Source organism: Alteromonas sp. ABM1_013 (assembly GCF_056160505.1).
In genome coordinates, this window is the sequence record NZ_JBSWXH010000003.1 from 596,896 (window position 1) to 622,692 (window position 25,797).

The following is a 25,797-nucleotide window of genomic DNA, read 5'->3' on the forward strand; positions in this document are numbered from 1 at the left end:
GAAAACACCGTGACTAAAATTTTAATATTCGGAAATTCCGGGTCTGGCAAATCTACGCTAGCGCGTCGTTTGTGTGAAATTCACGGTTTAGCACATTTAGATCTCGATACCCTTGCATGGAAGCCCTCAAGCCCACCAGAAAGAAAGCCGATTAAAGAGTCGGATCAAGAGATACAGGCTTTTACCGTTTCTAATGAAACTTGGGTAATTGAAGGGTGTTACACAGACCTGCTTAAGCTTGTAGAGGGGCAGTCTTCAGAAATTATATTTATGAATTTACCCATTGAGTTGTGTATCGCTAACGCGAAAGCAAGACCTTGGGAGCCCCATAAATACGATACCAAACAAGCGCAAGATAATAATTTACCTATGCTGATCGACTGGATTGCCCAATATACAAAAAGAGACGATACGTTTTCTTATACTGCTCATCAGCAGTTTTTTGAAAACTATAGCGGCAATAAAAAAATGATAACGAAAAATATCCCGTACCAAGCCAGTTAAAACGTTTTTCGGCTTATGGATAGGGACTTCGCTTAACTACTTTAAGCACAATAAAATCATGGAGGACACCATCTTGTATAGCTTTTTATCTTTTACAGGGGTAGCAGCATCGGTTTGGATAGTTTTAGGTATTTACATCGCTTCTCGTTTTTATCCAAACTATAGCCATACGAAGCAGTTTTGTAGTGAACTTGGTGCGTTTGGTAGTCCAACACAGAAACTCTCTCCTGCAATCAATAATTACCCGTTGGGCTTATTATTCGCTCTGTTTGGGTATTACATCATCAACTTAGTTCCAGACCATATGCCAACTATGGTTATCGGTGCAATGACAATAATTCATGGCATCTGTACTTGGGTTTGTGGCTACTTCCCAATGGACGCCGACCCATATACAACAACACCTTCGAAAAGTTGTAAAATCCATACGTGGTCAGGGCTAATAATGTTAGTTTCGTTTATCGTGGCGCCGCTGATCGTTACTTTTTCTAGCTTCTATGCTTGGCCGCTGAGGCTCCTGTCTGCATTAAGCGTTATTGGCTGCGTTTTCTTTTCATATAAATTAGCAAAATCCCTTGAACGAAAAACTGTACCAGGGCTTTATCAACGCCTAAGTTACGGATGCCAAATTCTTTGGCTGTTAATCTACTCAATATTCATGATTTTATAGAGCCGTACAATGAACACTCGCTTTAAAAGCTCTATCCCTCTAGCTTTCTTATGCTTAGCATCACTTTGGTAGTGGTTTTACTATTCCTCCTCGAACTTTATCAACGACTATGGTGATGAAAAGCACGAGTGGTTGTTTATGCTAGACGCCTTACTAGTGCTGCCAGTCCTGTGTTTTTTGTGCGAGCCAGATAAGCAAAAAGCGGTTTTGAAAGCCATTATATTGTGTTGTAGTGCGGTTTTTATTGGCGCCATTATCATTCCAGAACAAAACAAGGTGATGTTTCACTACCTTGAAAGTGGCCGCTACTTTGCTATCGGAGCTTTATTAGCAATAGAAATAGGTACCTTAATAACGGTAAGTGTTGCAGTTCGCGCACTTCTTATTAAAAAAGAAGACCCCGATTTAGCATTGCAAATACCTATAGAACGTATCTTTGGCTCATCATTGCTTAGTAACTTACTTCAGTTTGAGGGGCGTATGTGGTCCTTCGCATTATTCGCTTCACGTATTAAAAGCAGTACATATTTAGGTAATCAGCATTTTTACTACTATAAAAAAGATGGTGCGCAAAGTAATTTGATGGGCTTCATTGTGGTCATGATGATCGAGTTGCCGCTTGTGCATCTGCTACTACATTTTATTTGGTCTAGCTCAGTTGCCAACATAGTTTCGGCCTTTACTCTATTTGGGTTAGCTTTTTTCTATGCTGAATATAAAGCTGTGGAAATACGGCCCATTTCGATTTATAAAGATAACCTCATTGTTCGATACGGGTTGTTTCAACCGTTTATAATCACTTTTTCAAACATCTCTGATATCAGCACAAACACAACGTTCGTGAGGAGAGATAAGGGTATAAAACGGTTTAACTATTCGGGTGTACCTAACGTGAAAATAAAGCTACATTCACCTATAAACGGTAAGCATGCCGTATACTTAGGTGTAGACTCACCTGATTTACTAATAGAAACAATAAAACGACAACTATGTTCTTTTTCAACTAACGCTAACGAGCAATCGAAGCTTTGAAGCTTTGAAGCTCAAATGTTAGCAAGGCGATAAGTGAAACCTAGCTTAGCGTTTGAGTAAAACTAAGCACAAATTAAACAAGACAGGCATCTTTATGGCGTACAAGTACTAATACACGCCTTATCCATGATTAAACCGTCTAGAACGAAACAAGGAAGTCACATGAAGTATGAGTAAACAAGACAGGCTTGTTTCGCTACATTCTTTATGGAGCATTAGGGTTACAAGGAAAGTATGTACAAATCTGGTCAATATGTCCTAAACAAAGGGTTAAGTCCTTTATCTAGAATATTACTCGGTAGTATTACAGGGTTGTTTGGTGTTGTTATGATTTTAATTGCGCCAGAAATGAGTAAGCCAATCGGAATTTATTTGTTTGGTGCTTTCTGCTTAACCATTTTTGTAATGTGTATCACTACTGGAAAGTTACGTAATTACTTAGGTCGAGTAATTGGTTTAACTGTATTTGGGTTATCTATTTGGTATTTACTAGGGCAACTAGGAAATGGTGAGTTAATATCAGGCAAGAGATCTGAACCATCTTTATTCAATGCGATATTATTCTTTTTCGCTTTTGGCTTTCCAGGTATTTGGTTTGCAATTAAAGGTAAATTTCCAATTAAAAATAATAGGTAACTACCGAGTGAGCGTAACACTAACAAACATCTATTAGCACCATTGCGTTAGCTAAACAAATGAGTAAACAAGACAGGCTTGTTTCGCTACAAAGTTACAAATTTCATACCTGTCTTATTCGCACTGTTTAAGGAGGTTGTGAATGAAGTATTTTATTCGGTTATGGATAGTATTAATTAGTGTTGTTGCGTTAACTAGCTGTGCCACTTGGGTTAGGCAAGGAGCAATGGAGATAGAGCATAATGTGTATTATGCAGAAATTCATGGTGGTACAGCAGGAGCGACGCAAGAAAATAAAAAACTAATGCATATTTTTGCTAAAAGAGTATGTGGGGATGACTTTAATATTGTAGAAACTAAAAGTGGTTCAATGTTTAGCGAAAGTCAAATACCAGGCATGAATTGCGGAACATATGGATGCCAAGATCAATTCGCACTTAGTTATAAGTTTAGCTGTATAAATTCCCCTGCTAAATCTGAAAGAGCTCTACTTTCAACAGCCCCACATAATGTATTTAGCGATTATAAAAATAACGAGCAGCTATTTGACTCTATGAACGCTGACTCAGTAGTAGAGTGGGCTATTACTCCTTTTGGTATTCCTGATAAAGTAACTCAGGTGGATAAAAAAGCCTATGTTGTCGAATATGCTTCTAAAAATGTAAGAATTTTTCTTAATGAGGAAGCCAAAGGAACTACATACTCTAGAACGGACACTATAATCATTGATCTCAAGAAAGCACAATAACAAGTTACCCAAAAGGTCGCAAAACAGCAAGGTTGCGCTCCTTAGCCGCTAATTTTAGTAGACTAAGATTGCCCCATTTAGCTTGGCACTATTCATTCATGGAGAGTCTGACTTCGTGTGGGCTAAAGCACGGGCTTTATACAAGCTCGATAAACATGACGACGCCCTTAAACTTTTTGAAAGGTTAAGTAAAACAGAACCAAGCTGGAAAGAAAGTGCTGACGGTTACATTAATTGTATCAATGACCAACGTAATGAATAACGATCGAATAATTTTTCTCGCGGGCTTGCCGAAACAATAACACAGGGTAGTTATGCGATATCTGTTCATATTATTGGCGAGTATATTACCATTTAATGCATTTGGTGATGCAGAAAGAGAGAGGTTTGATTGTTTAAAGATGCCCTTAATGGTGAATGGAAACAATGAAGGTATGTACTTTATAGAGAGTGATTTCCATAATGATATTCTGGGGTTAATTGAAACCGAAGTACCTCTATTAGATATAAACCAAGCAACGTCTAAAGTTCAAAATTGGTTTAAATCTAAAAATAGAAACATGGAGTTAGGTATTAAGAATGTTACTTTAAAACAATACGATTGTTTGGTAAGCAATGAACTTAAATTCATGCAGGTTTTTATATTCTTCCTTGATAATCCTGAAAACATCGTAGGAGTTACTATGCAAGGAAGGCTTATTGAGCGTCAACCTATAAAATAATGTGCTTAAGCCAAGATGTTTAATCAGGAGAATATGCGGTTGATTGTCTTTCGTATCACTTTCAGCTTTTAGGTAATTAAACAGGACAGGCTTCTTTGTCCCTTCGTTTCTTATAAACTAGCAAAATCCCTTGAACGAAAAACTGTACTAGGGCTCTATCAATGCCTAAGTTACGGCTGCCAGATTCTTTGGCTGTTAATCTACTCGATATTCATGGTTTTATAGTGTCCGTGCAATGTTTGTTATGCTATTTTCAACTAACGTTAACGAGCTATCGAAGCTTTGAAGCTCAAATGTTAGTAGGGCGATAAGTAAAACCTAGATTAGCGTTTGAGCAAAAATCAACAGGGAGGTTTTCATGAAAAGCGTTTTACTTTCAGCGCTTATTTATTTGTGGTCGATACAAGTATTTGCACAAACTGATTTAGAAAAACTTGGCAGACAATACTTTAATGCGTGGTCAGCAACGCAATCTCCAAATGCTACAGAGCATGATTTAGATAAATATCTATCGTTTCTTAGTAGTGACGTCGCTCATCAGCATTTACCGTACGATTCTGACGATTCCCGCATGCCCGATGGTAAAGCGCGCATTCGCGAGGGGATGCTTTATTACTTAGGTGCACACGTCTCTTATACCGCCCAACTTAACCACATTATACCTGCGCACAATGCGGTAGCTATTTCATACACTACAACGAGTAAGGGCATTCACCCACAAACCAAAGAGCTAGTTGAACTCCAGTATCAAACATTGGAAGTTCTAGAGATTGAAGATGGTAAAGTCGCTGTGATAAGAAAATACGAAGAGTAATGGTAAGGCATCAATCATAGTGTTATTTTTTACTTTATCGAGATGTTGGCCTAGTAAGCAGTCATGAAGAGTTTAGGCTTTGCGCTAATCTTCGAAACTTGGTCGGTTAATTGCGAACCTATAGATGTTTAGGCTATTCAATACAGCGCTTTATACGGAAAATTATGTTCAAGAAAATTTTAAAGGGATTTGGAATCGCGATACTCTCCCTTGTCGTTTTGTTTACCCTAGTCGCTGTATGGTCAGGCTATAAATCCTCTCAGTATGAAGAAACAGCCATTCCCTATATGGATACTGCAATAGCAGATATTTCCACATGGGAATTAAAAACGTTTAAAAGATATCTGACTGAATCTGAGCTTGAAAATATTAATGAGAGCGATCTAGAAAGGCTCATAAGGGCTTTATCAAAAATGGGTAAGTTAGTTGAAATTGGTGAGTATCAGTTTAACACAGTGACATCACGAGCACTTGTAGGGGGAGGTTCGGGCACCTTTGTTACCTATACAGTACCTGCAGTATATGAGAATGGAGACGCTATGCTAACTATTACTCTAAAAGAAGAAGATCCTTCCTTTTCTGTTTATCACTTTAAATTAGATTCGCTGGCGCTGTTTGACTAACGAATATGTGTAGCCCATTAATATGTCCAGTTTAATACTTCCACTATTTACGCATGTAATTCTTTGCACTGTACTTTACGCATTACTCACCATAGCTCGCGCACCCGTTGTGTGGGGAGTGGGGCAGAGCAATGATGGTTCAAACCCTTTCAGCAATATTCAGCCTAAAATCAGCGCGAACCTAAGCAATCAATTTGAGTGGCCACTATTTTTTTACATTGCCATTGTATTGCTTATCGCAATGGATGAGCCAATAGACAGTGTGCAAATCTACTTGGCTTGGGTATTTGTAATTGGCAGAGTGCTGCACAGCATTGTTCAAATATTTACCAACAATATTAGATTGCGTGGTATGGTGTTTACCATCAATTTTGTCGCTGTGTTGGCTATGTGGGCCTTGATTTTTATTGGTGAAATTGGCATGTAGTCTCGCCGTTAGACGAACCAGAGTGCCGAGTAAAGTGCGTCGTTAGCGACAAAATTAAAAGACAGCCACTGTTTAGTAAAAGCACTATTTAATAAAAGCACTATTTAACAAAAGCACTGTTTAATAAAAGCAACAAAGAGCATTAAAGTTATGGAAGACGTTTTAGAACCGCTGGGCCGCTTTATACTTCGAATCCTCAAATGGATAGTCGTAGATGCTATTGTTGATTTCGTGATAACTGGTACAGGCCATGTGGTGCTTAAGCTTTTAACCTTTGGCAAATATCCGCGAGCGGGTAGAGACGAAGGAAGAACCTTCGCTGTTGGTTTAGTTAGCTCTATAGTTGTTTTTGTTTGCCTTGTACTGTTTGTTTAATATTTGGAAAAAGGATATTTACATGAAAATGGATAAGTGGGCCAAAATACGAGAGAAAGGCAAACAGCGCTTCGTTTTAGTAAACGGTGTTTTAGGGTGGGGCATACCTACTGCCATCCTCTGGGCCCTACTAATGGAATTTCTTGACCCATTAGAAAATATTTGGGTACGTCCTATCATTGCTTTGGTCATTTTTCCCATTGCAGGTATCGCTTTTGGCCACTTAACGTGGAACAAATCTGAGAAGGCTTACGAAAAAGCGACGAGTAATACTCTGTAACTTCTCTAGGCTGGCTTTTTACTTATAACCCAGTAAAGTAAAAGTTCTAATTTCTACAAGCTAATTCAGAGAAGTACATGGAAGTATCGAAAGCAAGTATTCAAAAAGCAGTAGCGAAGAAGATCATCTCTGAACAGCAAGGCGTTGACCTCTACAGCTTCTTTCAGGCAGAAAGCCAGCATACTCCTGCTTTCACCTTTACCCACATTCTCTATTACTTGGGCGGCCTTATCGCTATTGGCGCCATGACTTTGTTTATGAATTTAGGGTGGGAACAGTTTGGGGGGCTGGGGATAATCTTCATATCATTGCTCTACGCTGGTGTAGGGATAAAGCTTACTAACTCTTTAGCAAATAAAAACCTTATTATTCCTGCCGGTATTTGCGCAACCTTTGTAGTGTGTTTAACACCGCTTGCTATCTACGGTTTTCAACAGTGGCTTGGCCTTTGGCCCGAGGACTATGCAGTCTATCGTCAGTTTCATACACGCGTTAAATGGCTGTGGTTGTACATGGAACTTGGCACATTGGTGACCGGCATGATAGTAGCTTGGCGGTACAAGTATCCATTTTTGATTATGCCTATTGCTGTAACACTGTGGTACATCAGTATGGATGCCGTCATGCTTTTCATCGACCAAGACGATATATGGAACTCTCATACGTGGGAATTTCGCGCACAAGTATCTATGTACTTTGGCATACTCATGACCTTATTAGCTTTTTGGGTCGATATACGTTCAAGGTACACTGCCGACTACGCATTTTGGTTATATTTGTTCGGCGTTATTGCGTTTTGGGGCGGGCTTACTAGCCAAAACTCAGACAGCGAACTTTCAAAGTTTTTCTATTTTTGTATAAACCTAGTCATGGTTGGGCTAGGCGCATTATTGGTTCGGAAAGTCTTTGTGATATTTGGTGCGTTAGGCAGCTGTTTCTATTTAGGCCACTTGGCCTCGAATGTGTTTAGAGACAGTTGGCTTTTTCCTGTTGCGTTAACGGCTATTGGTTTAGGCGTGGTGTATATAGGAATATTGTGGCAAAAACATGAGGTTAAGATAACGCGTAAAGCCCGTAATGCGTTGCCAAAGCCGTTTCAGGAACTCTTAGAGAACAGACTTAGGTAAAAAGCTTAGTCAAAAGCCAGGTAGTAAACAAATGCTATTTAATTGTGATAGCAGTAGATATCGAATAATAAACATAAACAATAGCCTCAATAAAAGCAGATAGATTAGCTTGTTAAAGTGGCCTAGACGCAAGGTAGTAAATAGATATGTCAGATAAAAAAGAAGAATTCAAAGACCCTACAAATCTAATGGCGTGGATTAAGTACCTTCTATGGTTTCAAGTTGTTCTTTCGTTCGTCGCTATAGGCTCAAATTTAATGGAGTACCAGCTTTTAACAGACTTCCAGAACGGCGTTTATTTTAGCCAAGAAATGGCGGTGGCCGATGCAGAAGCTAATGACATGAGACAGGCCGTTATCGCTTTTTCTTACCTTGGTGTGTTTATCGTTTCTGGCATTTTAATTTTAAAATGGATTTATCAAGCAAATCAGAATGCGCGTCAACTAGGTGCGAAAGACATGGCGTTTTCACCGGGCTGGTCGATAGGTTTTTATTTCATTCCCATTGTTTCGCTTTGGAAGCCCTATCAAGCGATGAAAGAAATTTGGCAGGCTAGCCAAAACCCATCTAATTGGCCAGCTGAAAAAGTTAGCTCAATCTTAGGCATTTGGTGGTTCTTTTGGATCGCTAACAGCATAGCGGGGCAGGCGGCATTTCGATTGTCCAGAAGGGCGGAAGAAATTTCTGAAATTATGAATGTGAATTTGGTCTCACAGGCTTCAGAAGTTATCTCAATTCCTCTAGCTCTTGTTACGTGGTTATTGATTAAAAACGTTTCTAATGTGCAGCTAGCAATGCGCGAGCGAAGTGATAAACAGCCAGAAACTAACGAAGTATCGAACCTAGAGCCAGCAAAGTGAAGTTGACCAACTTTTTATTTCGTTAGAATAACGGAATACCCGCTGATAGCGGGTATTTTTTTATAAAGGTGCTTTAAAATACTTATTATTGATTAACCTAAAACGTTCTGGCTTACTAGTGCGTTATTTACCAATGAGTCTTTAAGTATGTCGTTAAAAAAGAAAGCGTTAGCAGGTGTTCTTGTTTCTCTCTGTTCTGCGTTTAGCCTAAACGCTAGCGCAAATGAACCTTATGAATTGATGGGCGTGACCACCCAAACGGGTCAGAAAGCGTCCTACCTTGCTACAGAGAAAAGCATAACGCTACCGGTGACGGTGATAAACGGAAAGGAAAACGGTCCAGTACTGCTACTTACCGCCGGTATTCACGGTGATGAGTTCCCGTCTATGTATGCCCTACAACAACTTCAGCAAGACCTTGATCCTAACGAGATAAGCGGTGTGTTGGTTGTGCTGCACTTGGCAAACTTAGATGGGTTTCATGGAAATAGAATTGCGTTAAACCCTAAAGATGAGAAAAACCTGAATAGGGAGTTTCCAGGGAGCGCGGATGGCACACCGACAGAACAAATTGCTGAGTTGCTAACCAGAGAGTTTATTGGCAAAGCTGACTATTTAATAGACATGCATTCTGGCAGCGCAAACCAAACCTTATTGAATCATGTATATTCTCCTTTTGTGGGCGACGAAGAACTTGACGCTTTAACATTTGAATTCGCGAAAGCAACTGGCATGCAGCATATTGTCATGTATGGCGACCGCCCAAGAGATCCTAACAATTCAATTTCATACCCTAACACAGCGATGACAAGAGGAAAGCCTGGCCTTACTACCGAAATAGGGCACTTAGCGCAGACAGATGAAGCGTCTGTAGCGAAAGCGCTAGTGGTGGCTAAGAACGCTATGTATTTTCTAAAGATGTTGCCAGAAAAGCCAAAGCCGCACCCTGAGCCAATTATCTACGAAACCATTAAATATCCTAAAAGCTCGAAAACCGGTTTTTTCAAGGCTTCAGTGGAGATAGGCGATAAAGTGTCAACTGGGCAAGACATAGGTAAGGTCACCGACTATTTTGGAAATCTAGTTGAAACCCTCAAATCGCCTGTTGATGGCACGGTTATGATGGTTAATCAAATGCCAGCCGTTAAAGACGGTCAGTCTGTAATGGCTATTGGTATAGAAAAATCTCAATAACATAGTTTATGAAGTAAATAGGCTGGGTGATCTAATTCGCCTACTCAATCAAATAAATGTTAAAGTTAAATTATAAAACTGTGATTAGGGAATAACATGGACTTTCTTTTTAACGTATTGATTTGGGTAGGCGTGGTTATCTTCGCCATTTTTATTATTGGCTTTATGGCAGCAGCGAAACTAAATAAGCGCCAAAATGAAAATAATGACTAGAGGACTGCCAAGCTTGCAGTAGAAACTGCAAGGGCAATTGTAAAAAAACAATAAATATTTCACCCCTTTTATTCAGTTCCTCCGTTTAGTGAAAAAAGGGGGAACAACATGCAAACAACAATTCTACCAAGCGCTAATTCGCAAGTTCTGGTACAACACAGCGTATTGTCTTTTGCAAAAGCGCCTTTCCACAAACGGGCTATAAATGTTGCTTCTATTGATGCTTAGAAACGTAAAAACGAGGCTGGTAGATGTGGAACCTTCCAGAGCCTCGTTTGTTGCAAGGTATCGTGATAAACCTATTTGTCTAGATCGTGCGCCCTAAAGGCATTGGGAAGTAATTCACCAATTGTGGTTTCAAATTTCTCTCCGCTTTGACTAACCATGGTTACCGGAGTTTCATCTGGCGCGAACTCAGCAATTTTTTGTCTACAGCCGCCACACGGGAAACAAAATTCATCGTTTGGGCTGGCAATAACAATATGTGAGATACGCTTTTGACCTTGTGTAACCATATTGCCAATAGCGGTGGCTTCGGCACATTGCCCTAGTGGGAAAGCAGCACTTTCTACGTTACAACCAGAGAAGGTTTCGCCACTAGGCGTAAGTACCGCAGCACCAACTTTAAAGTTGGAATAGGGGGAGTGAGAGTTTTTCTGTGCGTCAAAAGCAAGTTGTGATAGTTGTTCTAAATTATTTTTCTTCATAGCTACCTGTGTTAACCACCCAATACGCTTTACTTTTATCATCAAATGCGAGAAGGTTGGCGGCATTAGCGCCGCGGACAAGCGTATATTAAATGCTCAGGCGGTTTTTTCTTTTTTTATAGAATGCTTTTTTACCATGTGCAGAAACGTTAGTCTCATCTTTTTTTCTCTATTCGCTGCTATTTTAACCGGTTGTGCGCAAACACCCCCTGTTTCAGAAAGACCACAAATGGGGAATTTGCTTCTAGCCGAGCCTGCACCTATTAATCCTCGTTCAGAGATGGCGATTGCGCGTTATAATCAAGTGCTAACTAGCCCGGCGCTTTCGGATGAAGATAAAGCTGAACTTCATTTTCAACGTGGCATGCTTTACGACAGCGTAGGTCTTGCAGGTTTAGCGCAGTTCGATTACACCCAGGCCATTAATTTAAAGCCTGATTTAGCAGAAGCCTATAATTCTATGGGTATTCATTATATCCAGCAGAGTGACTTCATTCAGGCTTACGACGCTTTTGACTCTACAATTGAAATTAACCCAGAGTACGATTTCGCGTTCTTAAACCGTGGCATCGCGCTTTACTATGGCGGTCGCGCAGAACTTGCGACTGACGATCTTAATCGCTTTTTTGAAAAAGATAACAGCGATCCGTTTCGTGCGCTGTGGGCTTACTTCGCGCATTACGATGTATCAGAACTGGAAGGGCAAACTTACTTAGCGTCTATTCGTCCTACGCTAGACAATGAGCATTGGGCAACTTCGCTGGTGGATCTATTCTTAGGTACTGTAGATGAAAACGATGTACTTAACTCATTGCTAGACGGTGTTAAAAGCCAAAAAGCGCTAACCGACCGACTATGCGAAGCATATTTTTATTTAGGTAAATTTCATTCCCTACGCGGAAATAGCGGCATTGCATCTAATTACTTCAAGCTTGCGCTAAGTACAAACGTGTTCGACTACGTAGAACATCGTTACGCAAGAATGGAGCTTAATCGTTTGCGTAATCAAGCTAGCAACGATGTAGTTAGCGAAGAGTAAGCGCAAAGCATTATGCGGGGCTTATTTTTAGCAGTCTTTGCACTGCTTATTGTTGCGGGCGATAGCGGGCGTTATGCCCCTCAACTTATCTCTAACGCAATTAGCGTGCTATTACCATCACATAAAAATGAAGATGGTGTCTTACTAGAAGGCGAGGAAACTGGCACGTTTGACAGCGTTCAGTCTAATGCTTTTGCCCTAGATAGCGCTAATACTACCCTTAAAAACAATAATCCACGAGATAACGCGCTAGCGCTGCTTTGGTTGGCTTCAAAGCAGGGAAGTGACACTGCCCAAGCCTATATGCTTGAGATATTTGAGAGCGCATATAACAACGGCTTTACCTCTGCTGCTATTACTGACGAAGATACGGCGACCTATTTTCTGGAGAAGCTTGTTAGTCTAGAAAATGCCGACGCTGCGTGGCTGTTGTACCAAATTTTAGGCGAAGAGGGTGCTTCAGAGCGTTTTATGCGCTTAGCAGCGCTTGGCGATGTAGCTGAAGCACAACTGGCCTTCGCGATGTCTACCGATTCGCCAAAAAAGCGAGAAAAGTGGCTGATACGCGCAGCGTCACAAGAATATTTGCCTGCACAGGCAGCACTGGCCGATTGGTACTTACTTCACGGTCAACAGCAGTTAGCTAAGCCTCTGCTGGCAGCTACAGCAACCTTAGACATGCAAAGTGCGTTTAAGTACGCAAGGCTTTTGTGGGACGAGGGCGAATTCTCAGAAGCTAAATCGCATTTTAAATTTGCAGCGCAAAAAGGCCATCAACAAGCGGAAAAAGCACTAGAAGCCATCAAACTTTATTCACCCTATTCAGTAACGCAAGCAATAAAGCAATCTGGCGCTTTTGATTGGGAGAGTCAAACAAATTGCCTGCAGCGTGTTCAACCTTTCGCTACAAGTTTGGCGACCATCATGCGAGCGCACGAACTTTATCAGTCATATAACGACGATTCGCGCCTTGAAAACCTTTCTATTTGTTTAACACCGCCTATTTGGCTTCAATCCGATGTGCTGGAATGTAACGCTAACTATAAAAGGGCGGGTATCTTGGGGTGCAATATTACTCCGTTAGCCAATATCGCCAAAAAGCGTAAATTTAGCCATGCAGTTGTGGTGGCGGAGCAGGGTAAAGCGAACGTTCAAAATGGTGTAATGTATTTGGATATTAGTGACGCTTATTCAGTATTCGTGCACGAACTAGCGCATTTTGCTGGCTTTGCTGACGAATATCCTATTGGCAAGGGTATGGCAAACAAGCTGTGCGATGAAGATGGAGTTGAAGACTTCAGACCGCCCAACGTTGTGGTAGATACTGAGTATTGGTATGCACCGCATGAAACGGTAGAGAATTGGCTGTCGATAGACCCCGCAACGATTATTGCTCGCGCTAAAACCTGTTCAGTGTTGGGGCTTAATAGCTACAAACCTAGCCGAAGAATTACCTTTATGGAGCACCACGATAGCGGTGTGATCCCGCCTTTATATCTGGTCCTTTGGCAGCAACAGCTTGAAAAGCAAAATGCGCAGCGGCCCATCTCAATGAATTTCTTCCAAGCTTTTCACAATAGCGGTAATCAAAAAGAGGCGGCCCACTGGCTAGCTGAGTACGAAGCATTTACCGGCACCAAATAAGCAGCCGCACACTCTTTTTTGATAACGCCATAGTTCTATTCAACAACCACCTTCACAGGTACTGCATCGGGTTATTTCTCGCTACCCACGAAGCGTAGGCTTCAGCTCTCTTACCCACATAGATGTGGCACCACAAATTGCTACCGGCATAACAATGAAGTTCACCACGGGAATGAGCGAGAACACGTTTACCATCATGCCAAAGGTCATTGCTTTTCCTTTGTGTTCGCCAAGGTGCAAGCGCATTCGAGTGAAATCTACCTTGTGGTTATCATAAGGATAGTCGCAATACTGTATCGCCATCATCCAGGCGTTAAATAAGAACCAAAGCACTTGCCCGATAATAGGTAGAAAAAAGAACAGCAATAAAAATCCGATGGCGCGAGGTAAATACCAAATGAGCTTAGTCAGTTCGCGACCTACAGTGCGCGGAATGTCTTTTACCAACGACATAACGCCTTCATCACCCAGGTCTTGACCCGTTAAATGACGCTCAACCTTTTCTGATAACACGCCGTTGAAAGGCGCGGCAATCCAGTTGGCCAGGGTGCCAAAAATAAGTGCGAAAATGAGTAATACGCTTATAACTGCTAAAGGCCATAAGAAGAAACTGATAGCCGTTTTTATCCAGCCTAACCATTCTGGTACAAGGTCGATAACATAGGCTATGCCCATTTCTATTTGGCCGAATAAGAAATAAAAAGCAACGGAAAACAGAATAAGGTTAATAGTGAGGGGCACAAACACGAAACGCTTTAGCCCTTTTGTCTTTATAAGCGAAAAGCCTTCAAAGAAATAATGTACACCACCTGAACTCATTCATACTCCTTCGCGTTATTTTAAACGCTTTGTTTATTAACTATTTACTCTATCATACGCCCTTGGCGCGTTCTGTGCCTAACTCGCTGAAATGGTAATTGTTACAAGCTGTTAGTTTTGGTAGAGTCGAAACATAATAACAAAAGAACCTTCTGTGTGATTACATCATTTCCATATCATCTGCTAATTCAGCATCCCGCCATGGGGTATTGGGCTGAAGCTATGACGATTTTGTCCGGCAACTCTGTATACCAGAGGGATGATGCGTGAGACTTAAGAAGATAAAGCTTGCCGGCTTCAAGTCCTTTGTTGAGCCTACTACTATTCCGTTTCCCGGGGAAATGACTGCCATTGTTGGCCCGAACGGCTGTGGTAAATCCAATGTTATTGATGCTGTTCGCTGGGTATTAGGTGAAAGCTCAGCGAAGAACCTACGCGGCGATGCAATGACAGACGTGATCTTCAACGGTTCATCTTCACGAAAACCCGTGGGGCAGTGTAGCGTCGAACTTGTTTTCGATAACAGTGCAGGGCGGATCGCGGGCGAATTTGCTAACTATAACGAGCTGTCTGTTAAACGATTAGTGACCCGAGATGCCACGTCTACTTACTTCCTCAACGGTACCAAATGTCGCAGGCGAGACGTTACCGATCTGTTTTTAGGAACGGGGTTAGGCCCACGTTCTTACGCCATTATCGAGCAAGGTATGATCTCACGGCTTATCGAATCTAAGCCACAAGAACTGCGCGTTTTTATTGAAGAAGCAGCGGGTATATCAAAGTACAAAGAGCGTCGCAGAGAAACAGAAAATCGAATAAGGCACACCCAAGACAACCTTGAACGCTTGAACGATGTGCGCGATGAACTTGGCAAGCAGTTAGAAAAATTACAGCGACAAGCTGCCGCAGCAACCCGCTATAAAACGTTGCGCGCACAGGCTCGTGAGTTAAAAAGCCAGCTTGCGGCGATTAGATTTCTTAAAAATAGCGAGCATATTGAAGTGCTGCAAAAACAGCAGCAAACACTGCAACTAGAAGTTGATGATTTAAATGCCAGGCTACAAGGTGATGAAGCCGGACTTGAATCGTATAAAACTAAACAAGTTGAGACCAAGCAAGTCATCGATGATCTGCAGCAGCAGTTATTCACCACAAGCAATGCAATAACGCGATTAGAACAAAATGCCCTGCATGCTAAACAGCGACAAGGACAAATAGAGCAAGAGTTAGCGCGAATCAACGAACAGCATGAGTTGCTAAACCACTCTATTGATGAGGCACAGGAAGCACTTGCCGTATCAAACGAGGCGCTTGAAAACATTGAACCAGAGCTTGTACTGAAAGAAGCCGAGTTGGAACACGCAAAATCGCGTTTTGAAGACGTTGAGCAGGCGCTAAGAGAATTTAACGCAAAAGCACGTGAGCAAGAGCAAACGTACAACCAGCTTCGACAAGACGTGCAACAGTGTCATAGCCAAATTCAGTCCACAATGAGTATGCAGCTTCGTACATCTCAGCGTATTAGCGAACTGCAAGACGAGCTAAAACAACTCGATGACGAAGATTACTCAGAGCAAATTGCATTGCTAGATGAGCAAGCAAACGAGCTAGATTTTGATATTGATGAAGGTAAACAGGCGGTTCAAGCAGCTAGCGAGAATGCGCAAAAACAACATGCTGAAGTGCAAACCATTGAAGCAAAACGACGGGATGCGCTGGGTCAGCTGCAAACCGCCCAGTCAACCAAATCTGCATTAGAAGCGCTTCAGCAAGACGCCTCTAGCTTCGAAGATATGCTATTAGAAGGAATAGAAAAGCTTTGGCAACAATTTAGCTCAAGCCAAAAGCTTGCACCCTGTATTGAGGCTATATTAGAGCACGCAAAAGACCCTGTGGTCGCAAAAAGCTACCCGGTACAAGAACTTCTTAAAAACAAAGAGCATCTGCCCACCGGCATAAAGGTGTACACCGAAAGCGTGTTCGTAACTTCGGCAAAAGCTGGATCTTTAGCGAATGCTTTATTAACTGACCTTAGCGGTAGCCACACTTCGCCCGCACGGGTTCCCGCATTTTTTGATGATATTTACCTGTGTGAAGACGATAAAGACCTGACAAGTAAGGTGGAACACTTAGCTGATGACGAGATGAAAAGCGATGGTAATGGCTTTTCTAGCGCAATTTCACCTACAGGCCTGTGGGCAAGCCGCAATTGGGTTGTTAAACCAGGTGAGGTGAATGACGGTGCTTTGCAGCGTGCTAACAAGATTAAAGCACTTACAGATGATATTGAGGCCGCTGAAAGTCTCATTGAAGAAGTTGAGCATTCCATTGAGGAAGCGAAGCAGGCTCTTGAAACAAGCGAAGCTCAAAAGCATACGGCTCAAAACGCCTTAGCTGAAAAAGAAAATCAACGGGCTCAGATTAAAAACAAGCTCTCTTTACTTGAAATGCAGCAAGAGCAGCAGTCTACTCGCAGCGCTAAACTCAATGATGAATTGGCAAAACAAGAGTTAATGCTTGCTAAAGAAGAAGAGCAGTTAGCGCAACTGTCTGAAAAATTAGAACTTCAAGAAGCGCAAATCCTTGAATATGAAGTGCACATTGATGAAGTTAACACCAAACGTGAAGAAAATGAGCGAACTACGTCAGAATTGCGCGCCTCAGTCGATTCATTAACGTTGCAAAATCATGAGCTTGCATTAAAAAAGCAGCAGTTTGAAAATCATCAAAACTTATATGGTCAGCAGGTTACACGTAACCTTGAACAGCGTGAAGAATACATAAAGAACAAAGAAAGATTGCAAAAAGAGCTAGCGCATCTTACGTCTCCGGAAGAAATTCAGGAAGCAGAGCTTCAGTCTCTATTAGAAAATAAAGCGGAATTAGAACAGCTGAAAAGCGCTAAGCAGCGCAGCCTTGAAGATATTGAACAGTGGTTGCGAGAAGCTGAAAAAGGGCATCAGGCTCTAGGTAAAGACATTCAAACCCGACAGACAAACATCGATAAACTTAACATCGATATTGAAGGGTATCGGGTACGCGCAAATACGATCCTAGAACAGCTTGACGAAACACAGCATTCACTGAAAAGTATTCTAGAAACCTTACCCGAAGAAGCCGAAGAGAAACGCTGGCAAGATGACCTTGAAAAAACGCAGGCTAATTTGCAGCGTTTAGGGGCAGTGAACTTAGCTGCGGTTGAAGAATTTGAAACCCAGTCAGAAAGAAAATCTCATTTAGATACACAGCACAACGACCTTACTGAAGCCTTGGAAACGCTACAATCAGCGATTCGGAAAATTGATAAAGAAACCCGCACGCGCTTTTCAAACACTTTTGAGCAGGTTAACGAAGACCTTAAAATGTTATTTCCTAAAGTCTTCGGCGGTGGGTCAGCATACCTTGCACTTACCGATGATGACTTATTGGAGACCGGGGTGACGATAATGGCTCGCCCCCCTGGTAAGAAAAATAGTACGATTCACCTCTTAAGCGGTGGAGAAAAAGCATTAACCGCTTTATCATTGGTGTTTGCTATTTTTAGATTAAATCCAGCACCATTTTGCTTGCTGGATGAAGTAGATGCACCATTGGATGATGCAAATGTAGGGCGCTTTTGTAACTTAGTGTCAGAAATGTCACAAACAGTGCAGTTTATTTATATCACCCACAATAAAATAGCGATGGAAATGGCTAGTCACCTAACCGGTGTTACTATGGCGGAACCTGGCGTTTCACGTATGGTAGCGGTAGACGTTGACGAAGCTGTAGCCTTCGCAGAAGCATAACAAAGGGCGAAAGAAATTAAATGGAAGATCAATTACGTCTATTTTTACTCCTTGGAGGCACGGTTTTTATCATTGCTGTGCTTGCCCACGGTATTTGGAAAATTCGTAAAAACGGAAAGCCTTCGGAAAAAGAGCGCTTAGAGCCCCGACAGTGGCAAGACGACGATAGCGAAATAGAAGCCGAAGCTCAGGAAGGCTTTGATGAGCTTGGTATTGGTGCGGTTCGAGTGGTTAGCAATTCGCAAAGCTCGCATAATAGAGCAGATGAGAACAGCGCAGCTTCGAGCCCATCGTTTGATGACACTTTGAATAATCCAGATAACGGCAGCGAACGTAAAAAATTCGGCAACGATGAGAGCAATCACTCTTCTCAATATGCTTCTTCGAGTGACATCCATAGCCATGAAGACGACGCTGGCGAAGAGCACGCTAATGCCAGCAGCAATGATAATTCGTCGATATCGCCAGCCGTAAAAGTGGGTGGAACAGAAGACGAAAAAAGGAGCGAAAAAGAAGACGCTCAAGAAGCGCCCAAACTGTATGGTTCAGTGGTAACGAACCCCAAGCCACACATGAAAGGGCAGGCTCGCTCGATTGATACCGCGTCAAATAAAAGCGATGACAACGTTGCTGCTTTCCCAGAACCTCCAGGTTTTCTGCTTCGAGAAGGCGACGATGAAGCTCAGTCAGAGTCACAAGCACAGCGCGAAGAAAGTACGCAAGACGCGTCTTATACAGCGTCATCAAACGCAAATAACGCGAATAGCACAAATAACGGGTACTCTGATAATCAAACAACGGCACATCCCGAACAGACTCATTCAGCACCAGTTCGTCCTGCGCAAAAGTTTTATGTGGACCCTACGCTTGAAGAAGAACCAGCAACAGTTCAAGCGCCAACTAAAAACGAGCAAGAAGTCGCTGACTTTAGTTTAGACGCTCAAGACGATGCATCTTCATCACGGGGTAGCCAGGAAGAAAATGAACAGCCGCGGCGTTTTGCACGTAGTAAGCGCAGTAAAACACCGATTAAGAAGCGGGAAGAGCCTAATTTTGGTGATGACCAAATGCGCATTGACTTCGACACCAGTGAGCAAGGTAACACTGATTTTGGTGAAGAGAGCTTTAGTGCAAATGATACACACAGCGACGCTGCGAGCAGCACTTCTGAGCCGGTGAAATCATCTAATGTTGAACCTGAAGTATTGGTGTTGAACGTAAGAACGCCAGAAGGTGAGCCAATTTCTGGTGCTGCGCTTTTACCTATGCTGCTTACACTAGGGTTTAAGTTTGGCGACCAGGATATCTTCCATCGTCACGTAAACTCCAATGGCAAAGGTCCAGTATTATTTAGTCTAGCCAATATGTTTAAACCTGGTGTTTTTGATATTGATAACCTAGAAAATTTTGAGACCCAAGGTGTATCTTTGTTTATGATATTGCCCATTGAAGGCGACCCTCATCAAGTATTCAATATGATGCACAACGCGGCTCGTAAGTTGGCAGACGAGTTTGGTGCTCAGGTACTAGACGGGCGTCGAAGCGTGTTAACTAAACAAGGCTTACAGCAATACGTTGAAAAAATTCGTGAATTTGAACGCAAGCGTATGATTGCTCGCGGCTAACGTAAGCTATTCAACTGTCTATATCGCACGCTTCGTACGTGCTTGCGTGTTAGCGTAATAAAAAGGACTTGGCTCATACCCAGGTCCTTTTCTATTAAATAGCGCTACAGCGAGGCTACAAATTATACTAGCCGACTAAAAAGACGGCGGTTTAATGCCTCACTTGAAACAAAAGGTCGTTTAGGTTAAGTCACCTAAGCTACAAAATGTAAAACTTTTAATTATTTATACGGCGTGAAAACAACTCCATGTCAGACTCTTTAGAACAAGCAAAGCAACAAGTTGCTCAACTTCGCAACACGTTAAATGAATACAATTACCAGTACTATGTACTAGACGATCCTTCGGTTCCCGATGCGGTTTATGATAGAGATATGCAGGCGCTAATAGCGCTTGAAAAACAATATCCTGAGTTACATAGCCCAAATTCTCCAAGCCAAAAGGTGGGAGGCGCTGCGCTGTCTGCATTTGAGCAAGTGACTCACGATGTGCCTATGCTGTCGCTAGATAACGCCTTTGATGAAGAGTCTCTATTGGCATTTGAGAAGCGCTTAAAAGACAGGCTTAAAGATACTGCTACTTTGGATTTTAGCTGTGAGCCTAAATTAGATGGCTTAGCCGTGAGTATTTTGTACGAAAACGGTGAATTAGTTCGCGCTGCAACGCGGGGCGATGGACAGGTAGGTGAAAACATCACTGCTAACGTGCGTACTATTTCAAATGTACCTTTAACCCTTCGTGGCGACCACTATCCAGATCGCGTCGAGGTGCGTGGTGAAGTGTTTATGCCGCGAGATGGCTTTGCAAAATTAAACGAACATCAAAAAGAAACGGGCGGTAAGGTCTTTGCCAATCCGCGTAATGCCGCAGCCGGAAGTTTGCGTCAGTTAGACTCGAAAATCACCACTAAACGCCCGCTGATGTTTTATGCGTACTCACTAGGCGTAGTACAACCAGAAAGCTTTGAACTACCTAAAACCCACAGCGCGCGCCTTGCACAATTAGGTAAATGGGGCCTGCCCCTGTGCCCAGACATTGACACCGCTGAAGGCGGTAAGGGCTGTTTAAATTACTACAACCATATTCTGGAAAAGCGCGATAACTTGCCTTATGACATTGATGGCGTCGTGTTTAAAGTAGACCGTATTGATTTGCAAAACACCCTAGGTTTTGTAGCCCGCGCGCCACGCTGGGCGATTGCGCAGAAATTTCCTGCGCAAGAGGAAGTAACTAAACTGGTGGACGTTGAGTTTCAAGTGGGCAGGACTGGGGCAATCACACCGGTAGCGCGCTTAGAGCCTGTTTTTGTAGGTGGCGTTACCGTGTCTAATGCCACACTTCATAATCAAGATGAAATTTCCAGATTGGGCGTTAAAGTTGGCGACACTGTTGTTATTCGTCGTGCCGGTGATGTTATCCCTCAGGTAGTTTCTGTGGTTGAAGCAAATCGCACGGGTAGTGAAACTGACATTAGTTTCCCAAGTCAGTGCCCAGTGTGTGACTCACAAGTTGAAAAGCTTGAAGATGAAGCAGTCGCGCGCTGTACCGGTGGGTTAATTTGTGCAGCGCAGCGCAAGCAGGCGCTTAAACACTTTGCTTCGCGTAAAGCGTTTGATATCGATGGTCTAGGCGATAAGCTCGTTGACCAGTTAGTAGATGCTGATCTCGTGCACAGCCCGGCAGATTTCTTTACTCTGTCACTAGGTGATGTTGTTGGCTTAGAGCGTATGGCTGAGAAGTCTGCAAGCAAGCTTTTGGGATCCCTTGAAGCATCAAAGCAAACTACCTTAGCCAAATTCCTATACGCATTGGGGATCCGTGAAGTAGGTGAGGCGACAGCGGCAAACTTAGCTACGCATTTTGAAACCTTGGAAGCGATTCGTGAAGCTTCATTAGAAGCGTTAGTAGAAGTGCAGGATGTGGGCGAGGTGGTAGCTACCCATATATTCAACTTCTTTAACGAGTCGCATAATACCGATGTGATTGACGCACTTCTAAATGAAGGAATCAATTGGCCAGCCATTGAAAAGCCCGATTCAGACAACTTGCCACTTGAAGGCAAAACCTGTGTTATTACCGGCACGCTAAGTGAAATGGGCCGTTCTGATGCAAAAGCTCGTCTTCAACTACTGGGTGCAAAAGTGGCAGGCTCAGTAAGTAAGAATACTGACTTCTTAGTGGCGGGTGAAAAAGCAGGCTCTAAACTAACCAAAGCGCAAGAGCTTGATGTCGAAGTGTGGGATGAAGCCGCGTTAGTCGCCTTCCTCGCTGAGCATGAATAATAGATCTGTGAACTAAACGCTAAGAATGCTTTCAGGCCGAAGTCTCTTCGATAGTGCTTTTCGTCAGAATTCTTCGGCCTAACGCAGTTCAGTTGCAAAACACAGGTATTCTCAAGTCTCACTTCCGATAAGAACAAAAAAACGCCACATTGAAATGTGGCGTTTTTTCTAATCTTATCGAAAGCAAATGCTGCTATTTTCTCTTGCTGCTATCTGCTCTACGGGGCTTTGTTATTGAGCCGTCTGATTACGCATTTGTCTGCGTCTTTCCCACGCTTTTTTCACTTGAAAACGCCACACCCAGTTTAACGAAAAGTAACCCGCCAATCCGAAAACCACAGAGCAAATACCACAACCAACCAAAAAAGCGGGCCCAATGGTGTTAATGCTTTCTACCACCCACTGCCAGCTAAACTGAAATTCAAAATGTTCAGGTTTGGTCCCAAGTACAGTAGTACCCACTTTGTAAGCCCCATAAAATATGGGGGGAATGGTAAATGGATTTGTTACCCAGACTGTCGCGACAGACAAGGGTAGGTTTGCTCGAAAAGGGATAGCTAAACCTGCAGAAAGCCACATTTGAAACGGCACAGGCCAAAACGCAAAGAACAAACCTATGCCAAACGCGCCAGATGCAGAGCGACGGTTCAGGTGCCATAAATTAGGTTCGTGCAATACGCTACCAAATATTTTTAACGCTTTGTTTTGCTTAATGCTTTGGTGATCTGGCAAAAAACGTCGAATAAATTTCTTAGGCATAAATATCAATGCATCTCGAAAATAAAAACAAAAAAGACAGAAAAAATAACAGCAAACGGGATTGCGCAGCACGGTTTTGCACTAGCAACGTTCACTTACTATCAATTGCTACGTGAAAACATGGTCAATCGTATCACAATTTGCCTAAGCTGTTTTTGCGTTGGCGCAATAAGTGCGGTTTTATGGCAAAAACTTCCAAGTAGCCACACCATGGCGTTGATGATTGCCATATTGGTGATAGCTATTGCTGTCATCTTACTGTTTTCTTTAGAAAAACCTAGGTCCAATAAGACCATTTTTGATGTACAGCTATGTTGTGCAGTGAGCGGCTTAATACTCGGCGTACTGTGGGTGGCGAGTGTAGGGCATTTTTACTACGCTTGGCAACTGCCCAACGGTAAAATTCAACAAGATGTCACAATATCGGGGCGAGTTTTATCGCAGGGATGCGTTTCTAATAAAAGTAACAACCCAGACGCCGCTTTTCATTATGTGGTAAGCATCGCGTCGGTGAATGGAGAGAGCGTCGCAACATTATTAGATGAAGGCGTAGTACCAACACCATTGAATGCCATTTTGTCTAACGCTTTTAACTTTAGAGCTCGCCTTGCTCACAAGCAATACAAGTATTTAAGTGACAATGTTGAGCGAGGGCAACGCTCACAACGTGATTTAGATAATCCAAAGCAGCACGTAAGTTCGCAAGCGTCAGAAAAGTCTGTTGGACTTAAATGTTTGCACAATGGCGACATGTTTACAGCGGTTGTTAAACTTAAACCTGCATACGGTACGGCCAATCCCGTTGGCGCAAGTCGCCAGCAGCAGCTGGTCAGTCAGTTTATTCATGTCACTGGATACATTAAATCTATAGAGCACGATAAAACCACGCATAATCATTCATTGCGCTATGACCTTGCGACAACGCTAGAAGCGCTGAATCTCAATAACCTCAACTGGTGGCGTGCGCTACTGCTTGGCGATAAGACTGGGTTTACGAAAGACAACTGGGTGCTGTTACAACGGACAGGTACCGGGCACATATTTAGTATATCCGGTATGCACTTATCACTTATTGCCGGGGTATGCTTACTAGCTTTTAACCCGATAGTTTTCATACTCAGACACGTTTTCGATATATTCGGCAGTGTGCAGTACTTCTTAGCCAGCGTAACAAGTCTAAGATTAAAGGCAGGTGAGGGAGAGGACAAAACTAATCGACGTTCAAAGTTATTAACTATTAAAGCGCCGATTAGAACCATAGTGCTTTGCTTGCTTGTGGTTATTTGTTTTTTTTACGCGCTGTTAAGCGGAAGTGCCTTGCCCGTTGTGAGAGCCTGGGTTCTTATAGCTATTGGCTGCGTATTGTCGCTTTCACGTAATGCATGGAGGCCAATAAATATTGCGTTAGCTATGCTGGCGTTAAGTTTGCTGCTTTTCCCACTTTCAATGTTAAGTGCAAGCTTTTACTTAAGCGTAGGTGCGGTGGTGTGTATTTGGTTTTTAGTGACCACTTGGGGGCTACAGCGCTCACCATGGTATGTGTCGCTAATAAAGTTGCAAATAGCGTTAACGCTAATAATGATGCCACTAACACTCATCTGGTTTGATAGTGCAAGTATTATTGCGCTAATAGCAAACTTGATTGCCTTACCTGTTATAACTTTGCTGCTGCCTGTTTGTTTACTCTCTCTATTGCTGCTTCATTTTATTCATTTCGGCCCGGTCCAAGAATTGGCAAGCATACTATTTCAAACAAGTGATACCTGTTTGGGGTATTTATTGTCATTTCTAAACCTGCTTAGTGGCTTTTCATTAAGTGCAGTTGATGTTCACCATGGTAATGGCGCTACGCTCTGTTTGCTTGCTGCTTTTGTTATTTTTCTGTTGCCTGCATGGCGCTACAAAAAAGTATGTATACTAATTTTGTCCATACCTTTTTTTAGCTTCATTCAAAAATGGTCACCCATTAATGACGAGTCTTGGACGCTTCACGTTTTTGATGCAGGCCAAGCTAGCGCGATCGCTATTACGAGAGGGAGTAGAGCAATTATTATTGATTCCGGTGCTCAGTTTAACGGTATTGCTCACACAGCGACCGCACACCTACTGCCTTTTCTGGAAAGTACACATGTTTCAAGCATCGATGTTGTTATTCATACACATAGTGATAACGATCACGCGGGAGGCTTATCTGCGGTTAAACTTCATAAATTGGCAACACAAGCCAGCTTTTATTCGCCTACCGCGGGATGCGAACGAGGCAAGCGTATCCAATGGCAAAATTTGACCATTGAATTTTTATGGCCGCCAGTGGGTAATAAGCAAGACAATAACGCCATGTCCTGTGTGGTAAAAATATCTAGTCAGTCTGGCAGCGTTTTGATACCCGGTGATATTGAAAAGGCGAGTGAGTACGCCCTAATTACACAAGAAATAATCGGTACAAGTGAAATAAAGAGCACACAAGAAATAAACGGCAGAGAAGAAATAAACGGCACACGTGAAATAGAAGAGGGAGCTGCAACAAAAAGTGCCTTGATTCCAAGCTTTTCAAAGCTGAGTGCTGATATTCTTATTGCGCCGCATCACGGTAGCAAGACCTCATCTACTGATATTTTCATAGAGCATGTTGCACCAGTTGCTGTGATTTTTACCCAAGGTTTCGAGAATCGCTGGCAGTTTCCGGCAAGTGAAGTGGCTAGGCGATACAATCACCATGGAGTTAAGCATTATCTAACCAGTTATCACGGCTATGTAAGGGCAACGTTTACTCAGGGCAGTTATCGCATAGATACCCAGCGAGATACCCTACACAAGCGTTGGTTTTTGCGAGGCATAAGTCCGCGCCACCTTGAAGCGCAGCCCTAGCGCTTCGACATGCAACACCTTAAAAGCCAGCACCTCAAAAG

General features: G+C 42.6%; 23 protein-coding genes. 20 read left to right on the forward strand and 3 right to left on the reverse strand.

Annotated elements, in window-relative coordinates; translation table 11 throughout:
- The first annotated feature begins 9 nt into the window (after window positions 1–9).
- From ACXAGK_RS10980 to ACXAGK_RS11045, 14 genes are all read left to right on the forward strand, one after another.
- Complete coding sequence (locus ACXAGK_RS10980) at window positions 10–504, forward strand: AAA family ATPase (RefSeq protein ID WP_474856270.1); 495 nt, start codon at window positions 10–12, stop codon at window positions 502–504.
- Window positions 505–577: 73 nt separating this feature from the next.
- Window positions 578–1,174, forward strand: coding sequence for a DUF998 domain-containing protein (locus ACXAGK_RS10985; RefSeq protein WP_474856271.1), 597 nt, complete (start codon window positions 578–580; stop codon window positions 1,172–1,174).
- A gap of 138 nt (window positions 1,175–1,312) precedes the next feature.
- The gene (locus ACXAGK_RS10990; protein WP_474856272.1) at window positions 1,313–2,206 is read left to right on the forward strand and encodes a hypothetical protein; all 894 of its coding nucleotides are present in this window, start codon (window positions 1,313–1,315) and stop codon (window positions 2,204–2,206) included.
- A 234-nt stretch (window positions 2,207–2,440) separates the two neighbouring features.
- Complete coding sequence (locus ACXAGK_RS10995; RefSeq protein ID WP_474856273.1) at window positions 2,441–2,842, forward strand: hypothetical protein; 402 nt, start codon at window positions 2,441–2,443, stop codon at window positions 2,840–2,842.
- A gap of 142 nt (window positions 2,843–2,984) precedes the next feature.
- Window positions 2,985–3,590 (forward strand): hypothetical protein, encoded by a 606-nt coding sequence (locus tag ACXAGK_RS11000; protein ID WP_474856274.1) that lies wholly within the window; start codon window positions 2,985–2,987, stop codon window positions 3,588–3,590.
- A 314-nt stretch (window positions 3,591–3,904) separates the two neighbouring features.
- A complete protein-coding gene (locus ACXAGK_RS11005; protein ID WP_474856275.1) occupies window positions 3,905–4,312 on the forward strand; it encodes a hypothetical protein in 408 nt (135 codons plus the stop codon).
- A 358-nt stretch (window positions 4,313–4,670) separates the two neighbouring features.
- Window positions 4,671–5,126 carry a nuclear transport factor 2 family protein gene (locus ACXAGK_RS11010; RefSeq protein WP_474856276.1) on the forward strand — a complete coding sequence of 152 codons (456 nt, stop codon included), beginning with the start codon at window positions 4,671–4,673 and terminating at the stop codon, window positions 5,124–5,126.
- 164 nt (window positions 5,127–5,290) lie between these two features.
- The gene (locus tag ACXAGK_RS11015; RefSeq protein WP_474856277.1) at window positions 5,291–5,749 is read left to right on the forward strand and encodes a hypothetical protein; all 459 of its coding nucleotides are present in this window, start codon (window positions 5,291–5,293) and stop codon (window positions 5,747–5,749) included.
- Between the two features lie 22 nt (window positions 5,750–5,771).
- A complete protein-coding gene (locus ACXAGK_RS11020; protein WP_474856278.1) occupies window positions 5,772–6,176 on the forward strand; it encodes an MAPEG family protein in 405 nt (134 codons plus the stop codon).
- Between the two features lie 150 nt (window positions 6,177–6,326).
- Window positions 6,327–6,551 carry a hypothetical protein gene (locus ACXAGK_RS11025; RefSeq protein ID WP_474856279.1) on the forward strand — a complete coding sequence of 75 codons (225 nt, stop codon included), beginning with the start codon at window positions 6,327–6,329 and terminating at the stop codon, window positions 6,549–6,551.
- Window positions 6,552–6,573: 22 nt separating this feature from the next.
- Window positions 6,574–6,831: a hypothetical protein gene (locus tag ACXAGK_RS11030; protein WP_474856280.1), complete on the forward strand. Its 258-nt coding sequence runs from the start codon at window positions 6,574–6,576 to the stop codon at window positions 6,829–6,831.
- A gap of 77 nt (window positions 6,832–6,908) precedes the next feature.
- Complete coding sequence (locus ACXAGK_RS11035) at window positions 6,909–7,958, forward strand: DUF2157 domain-containing protein (RefSeq protein ID WP_474856281.1); 1,050 nt, start codon at window positions 6,909–6,911, stop codon at window positions 7,956–7,958.
- 146 nt (window positions 7,959–8,104) lie between these two features.
- Window positions 8,105–8,818, forward strand: a complete 714-nt coding sequence (locus tag ACXAGK_RS11040) for a DUF4328 domain-containing protein (RefSeq protein WP_474856282.1) — start codon at window positions 8,105–8,107, stop codon at window positions 8,816–8,818.
- 147 nt (window positions 8,819–8,965) lie between these two features.
- A complete protein-coding gene (locus ACXAGK_RS11045; protein WP_474856283.1) occupies window positions 8,966–10,012 on the forward strand; it encodes a succinylglutamate desuccinylase/aspartoacylase family protein in 1,047 nt (348 codons plus the stop codon).
- A 512-nt stretch (window positions 10,013–10,524) separates the two neighbouring features.
- On the opposite strand, the gene cdd is transcribed toward ACXAGK_RS11045, so the two are convergent.
- The gene (cdd, locus tag ACXAGK_RS11050) at window positions 10,525–10,932 is read right to left on the reverse strand and encodes a cytidine deaminase (RefSeq protein WP_474856284.1); all 408 of its coding nucleotides are present in this window, start codon (window positions 10,930–10,932) and stop codon (window positions 10,525–10,527) included.
- Between the two features lie 136 nt (window positions 10,933–11,068).
- On the opposite strand from cdd, the gene nlpI reads away from it, so the two are divergent.
- Complete coding sequence (gene nlpI / locus ACXAGK_RS11055; RefSeq protein ID WP_474856285.1) at window positions 11,069–11,971, forward strand: lipoprotein NlpI; 903 nt, start codon at window positions 11,069–11,071, stop codon at window positions 11,969–11,971.
- A 12-nt stretch (window positions 11,972–11,983) separates the two neighbouring features.
- Window positions 11,984–13,615 (forward strand): SEL1-like repeat protein, encoded by a 1,632-nt coding sequence (locus ACXAGK_RS11060; protein WP_474856286.1) that lies wholly within the window; start codon window positions 11,984–11,986, stop codon window positions 13,613–13,615.
- An 81-nt stretch (window positions 13,616–13,696) separates the two neighbouring features.
- On the opposite strand, the gene cysZ is transcribed toward ACXAGK_RS11060, so the two are convergent.
- Window positions 13,697–14,434: a sulfate transporter CysZ gene (cysZ, locus tag ACXAGK_RS11065; RefSeq protein WP_474856287.1), complete on the reverse strand. Its 738-nt coding sequence runs from the start codon at window positions 14,432–14,434 to the stop codon at window positions 13,697–13,699.
- 266 nt (window positions 14,435–14,700) lie between these two features.
- On the opposite strand from cysZ, the gene smc reads away from it, so the two are divergent.
- The 3 genes from smc to ligA all read left to right on the forward strand — a co-directional run bounded on the left by smc (window position 14,701) and on the right by ligA (window position 22,129).
- A complete protein-coding gene (smc, locus tag ACXAGK_RS11070; protein ID WP_474856288.1) occupies window positions 14,701–18,222 on the forward strand; it encodes a chromosome segregation protein SMC in 3,522 nt (1,173 codons plus the stop codon).
- Between the two features lie 20 nt (window positions 18,223–18,242).
- Complete coding sequence (zipA, locus tag ACXAGK_RS11075) at window positions 18,243–19,847, forward strand: cell division protein ZipA (protein WP_474856289.1); 1,605 nt, start codon at window positions 18,243–18,245, stop codon at window positions 19,845–19,847.
- A gap of 248 nt (window positions 19,848–20,095) precedes the next feature.
- On the forward strand, window positions 20,096–22,129 hold the full coding sequence (ligA, locus tag ACXAGK_RS11080) for an NAD-dependent DNA ligase LigA (protein ID WP_474856290.1): 2,034 nt from the start codon (window positions 20,096–20,098) through the stop codon (window positions 22,127–22,129).
- A 231-nt stretch (window positions 22,130–22,360) separates the two neighbouring features.
- On the opposite strand, the gene ACXAGK_RS11085 is transcribed toward ligA, so the two are convergent.
- Window positions 22,361–22,888, reverse strand: coding sequence for a DUF2062 domain-containing protein (locus ACXAGK_RS11085; protein ID WP_179983377.1), 528 nt, complete (start codon window positions 22,886–22,888; stop codon window positions 22,361–22,363).
- A 210-nt stretch (window positions 22,889–23,098) separates the two neighbouring features.
- Between ACXAGK_RS11085 and ACXAGK_RS11090 the strand changes: the two genes are divergently transcribed.
- The gene (locus tag ACXAGK_RS11090; RefSeq protein ID WP_474856291.1) at window positions 23,099–25,756 is read left to right on the forward strand and encodes a ComEC/Rec2 family competence protein; all 2,658 of its coding nucleotides are present in this window, start codon (window positions 23,099–23,101) and stop codon (window positions 25,754–25,756) included.
- Window positions 25,757–25,797: the final 41 nt, after the last annotated feature.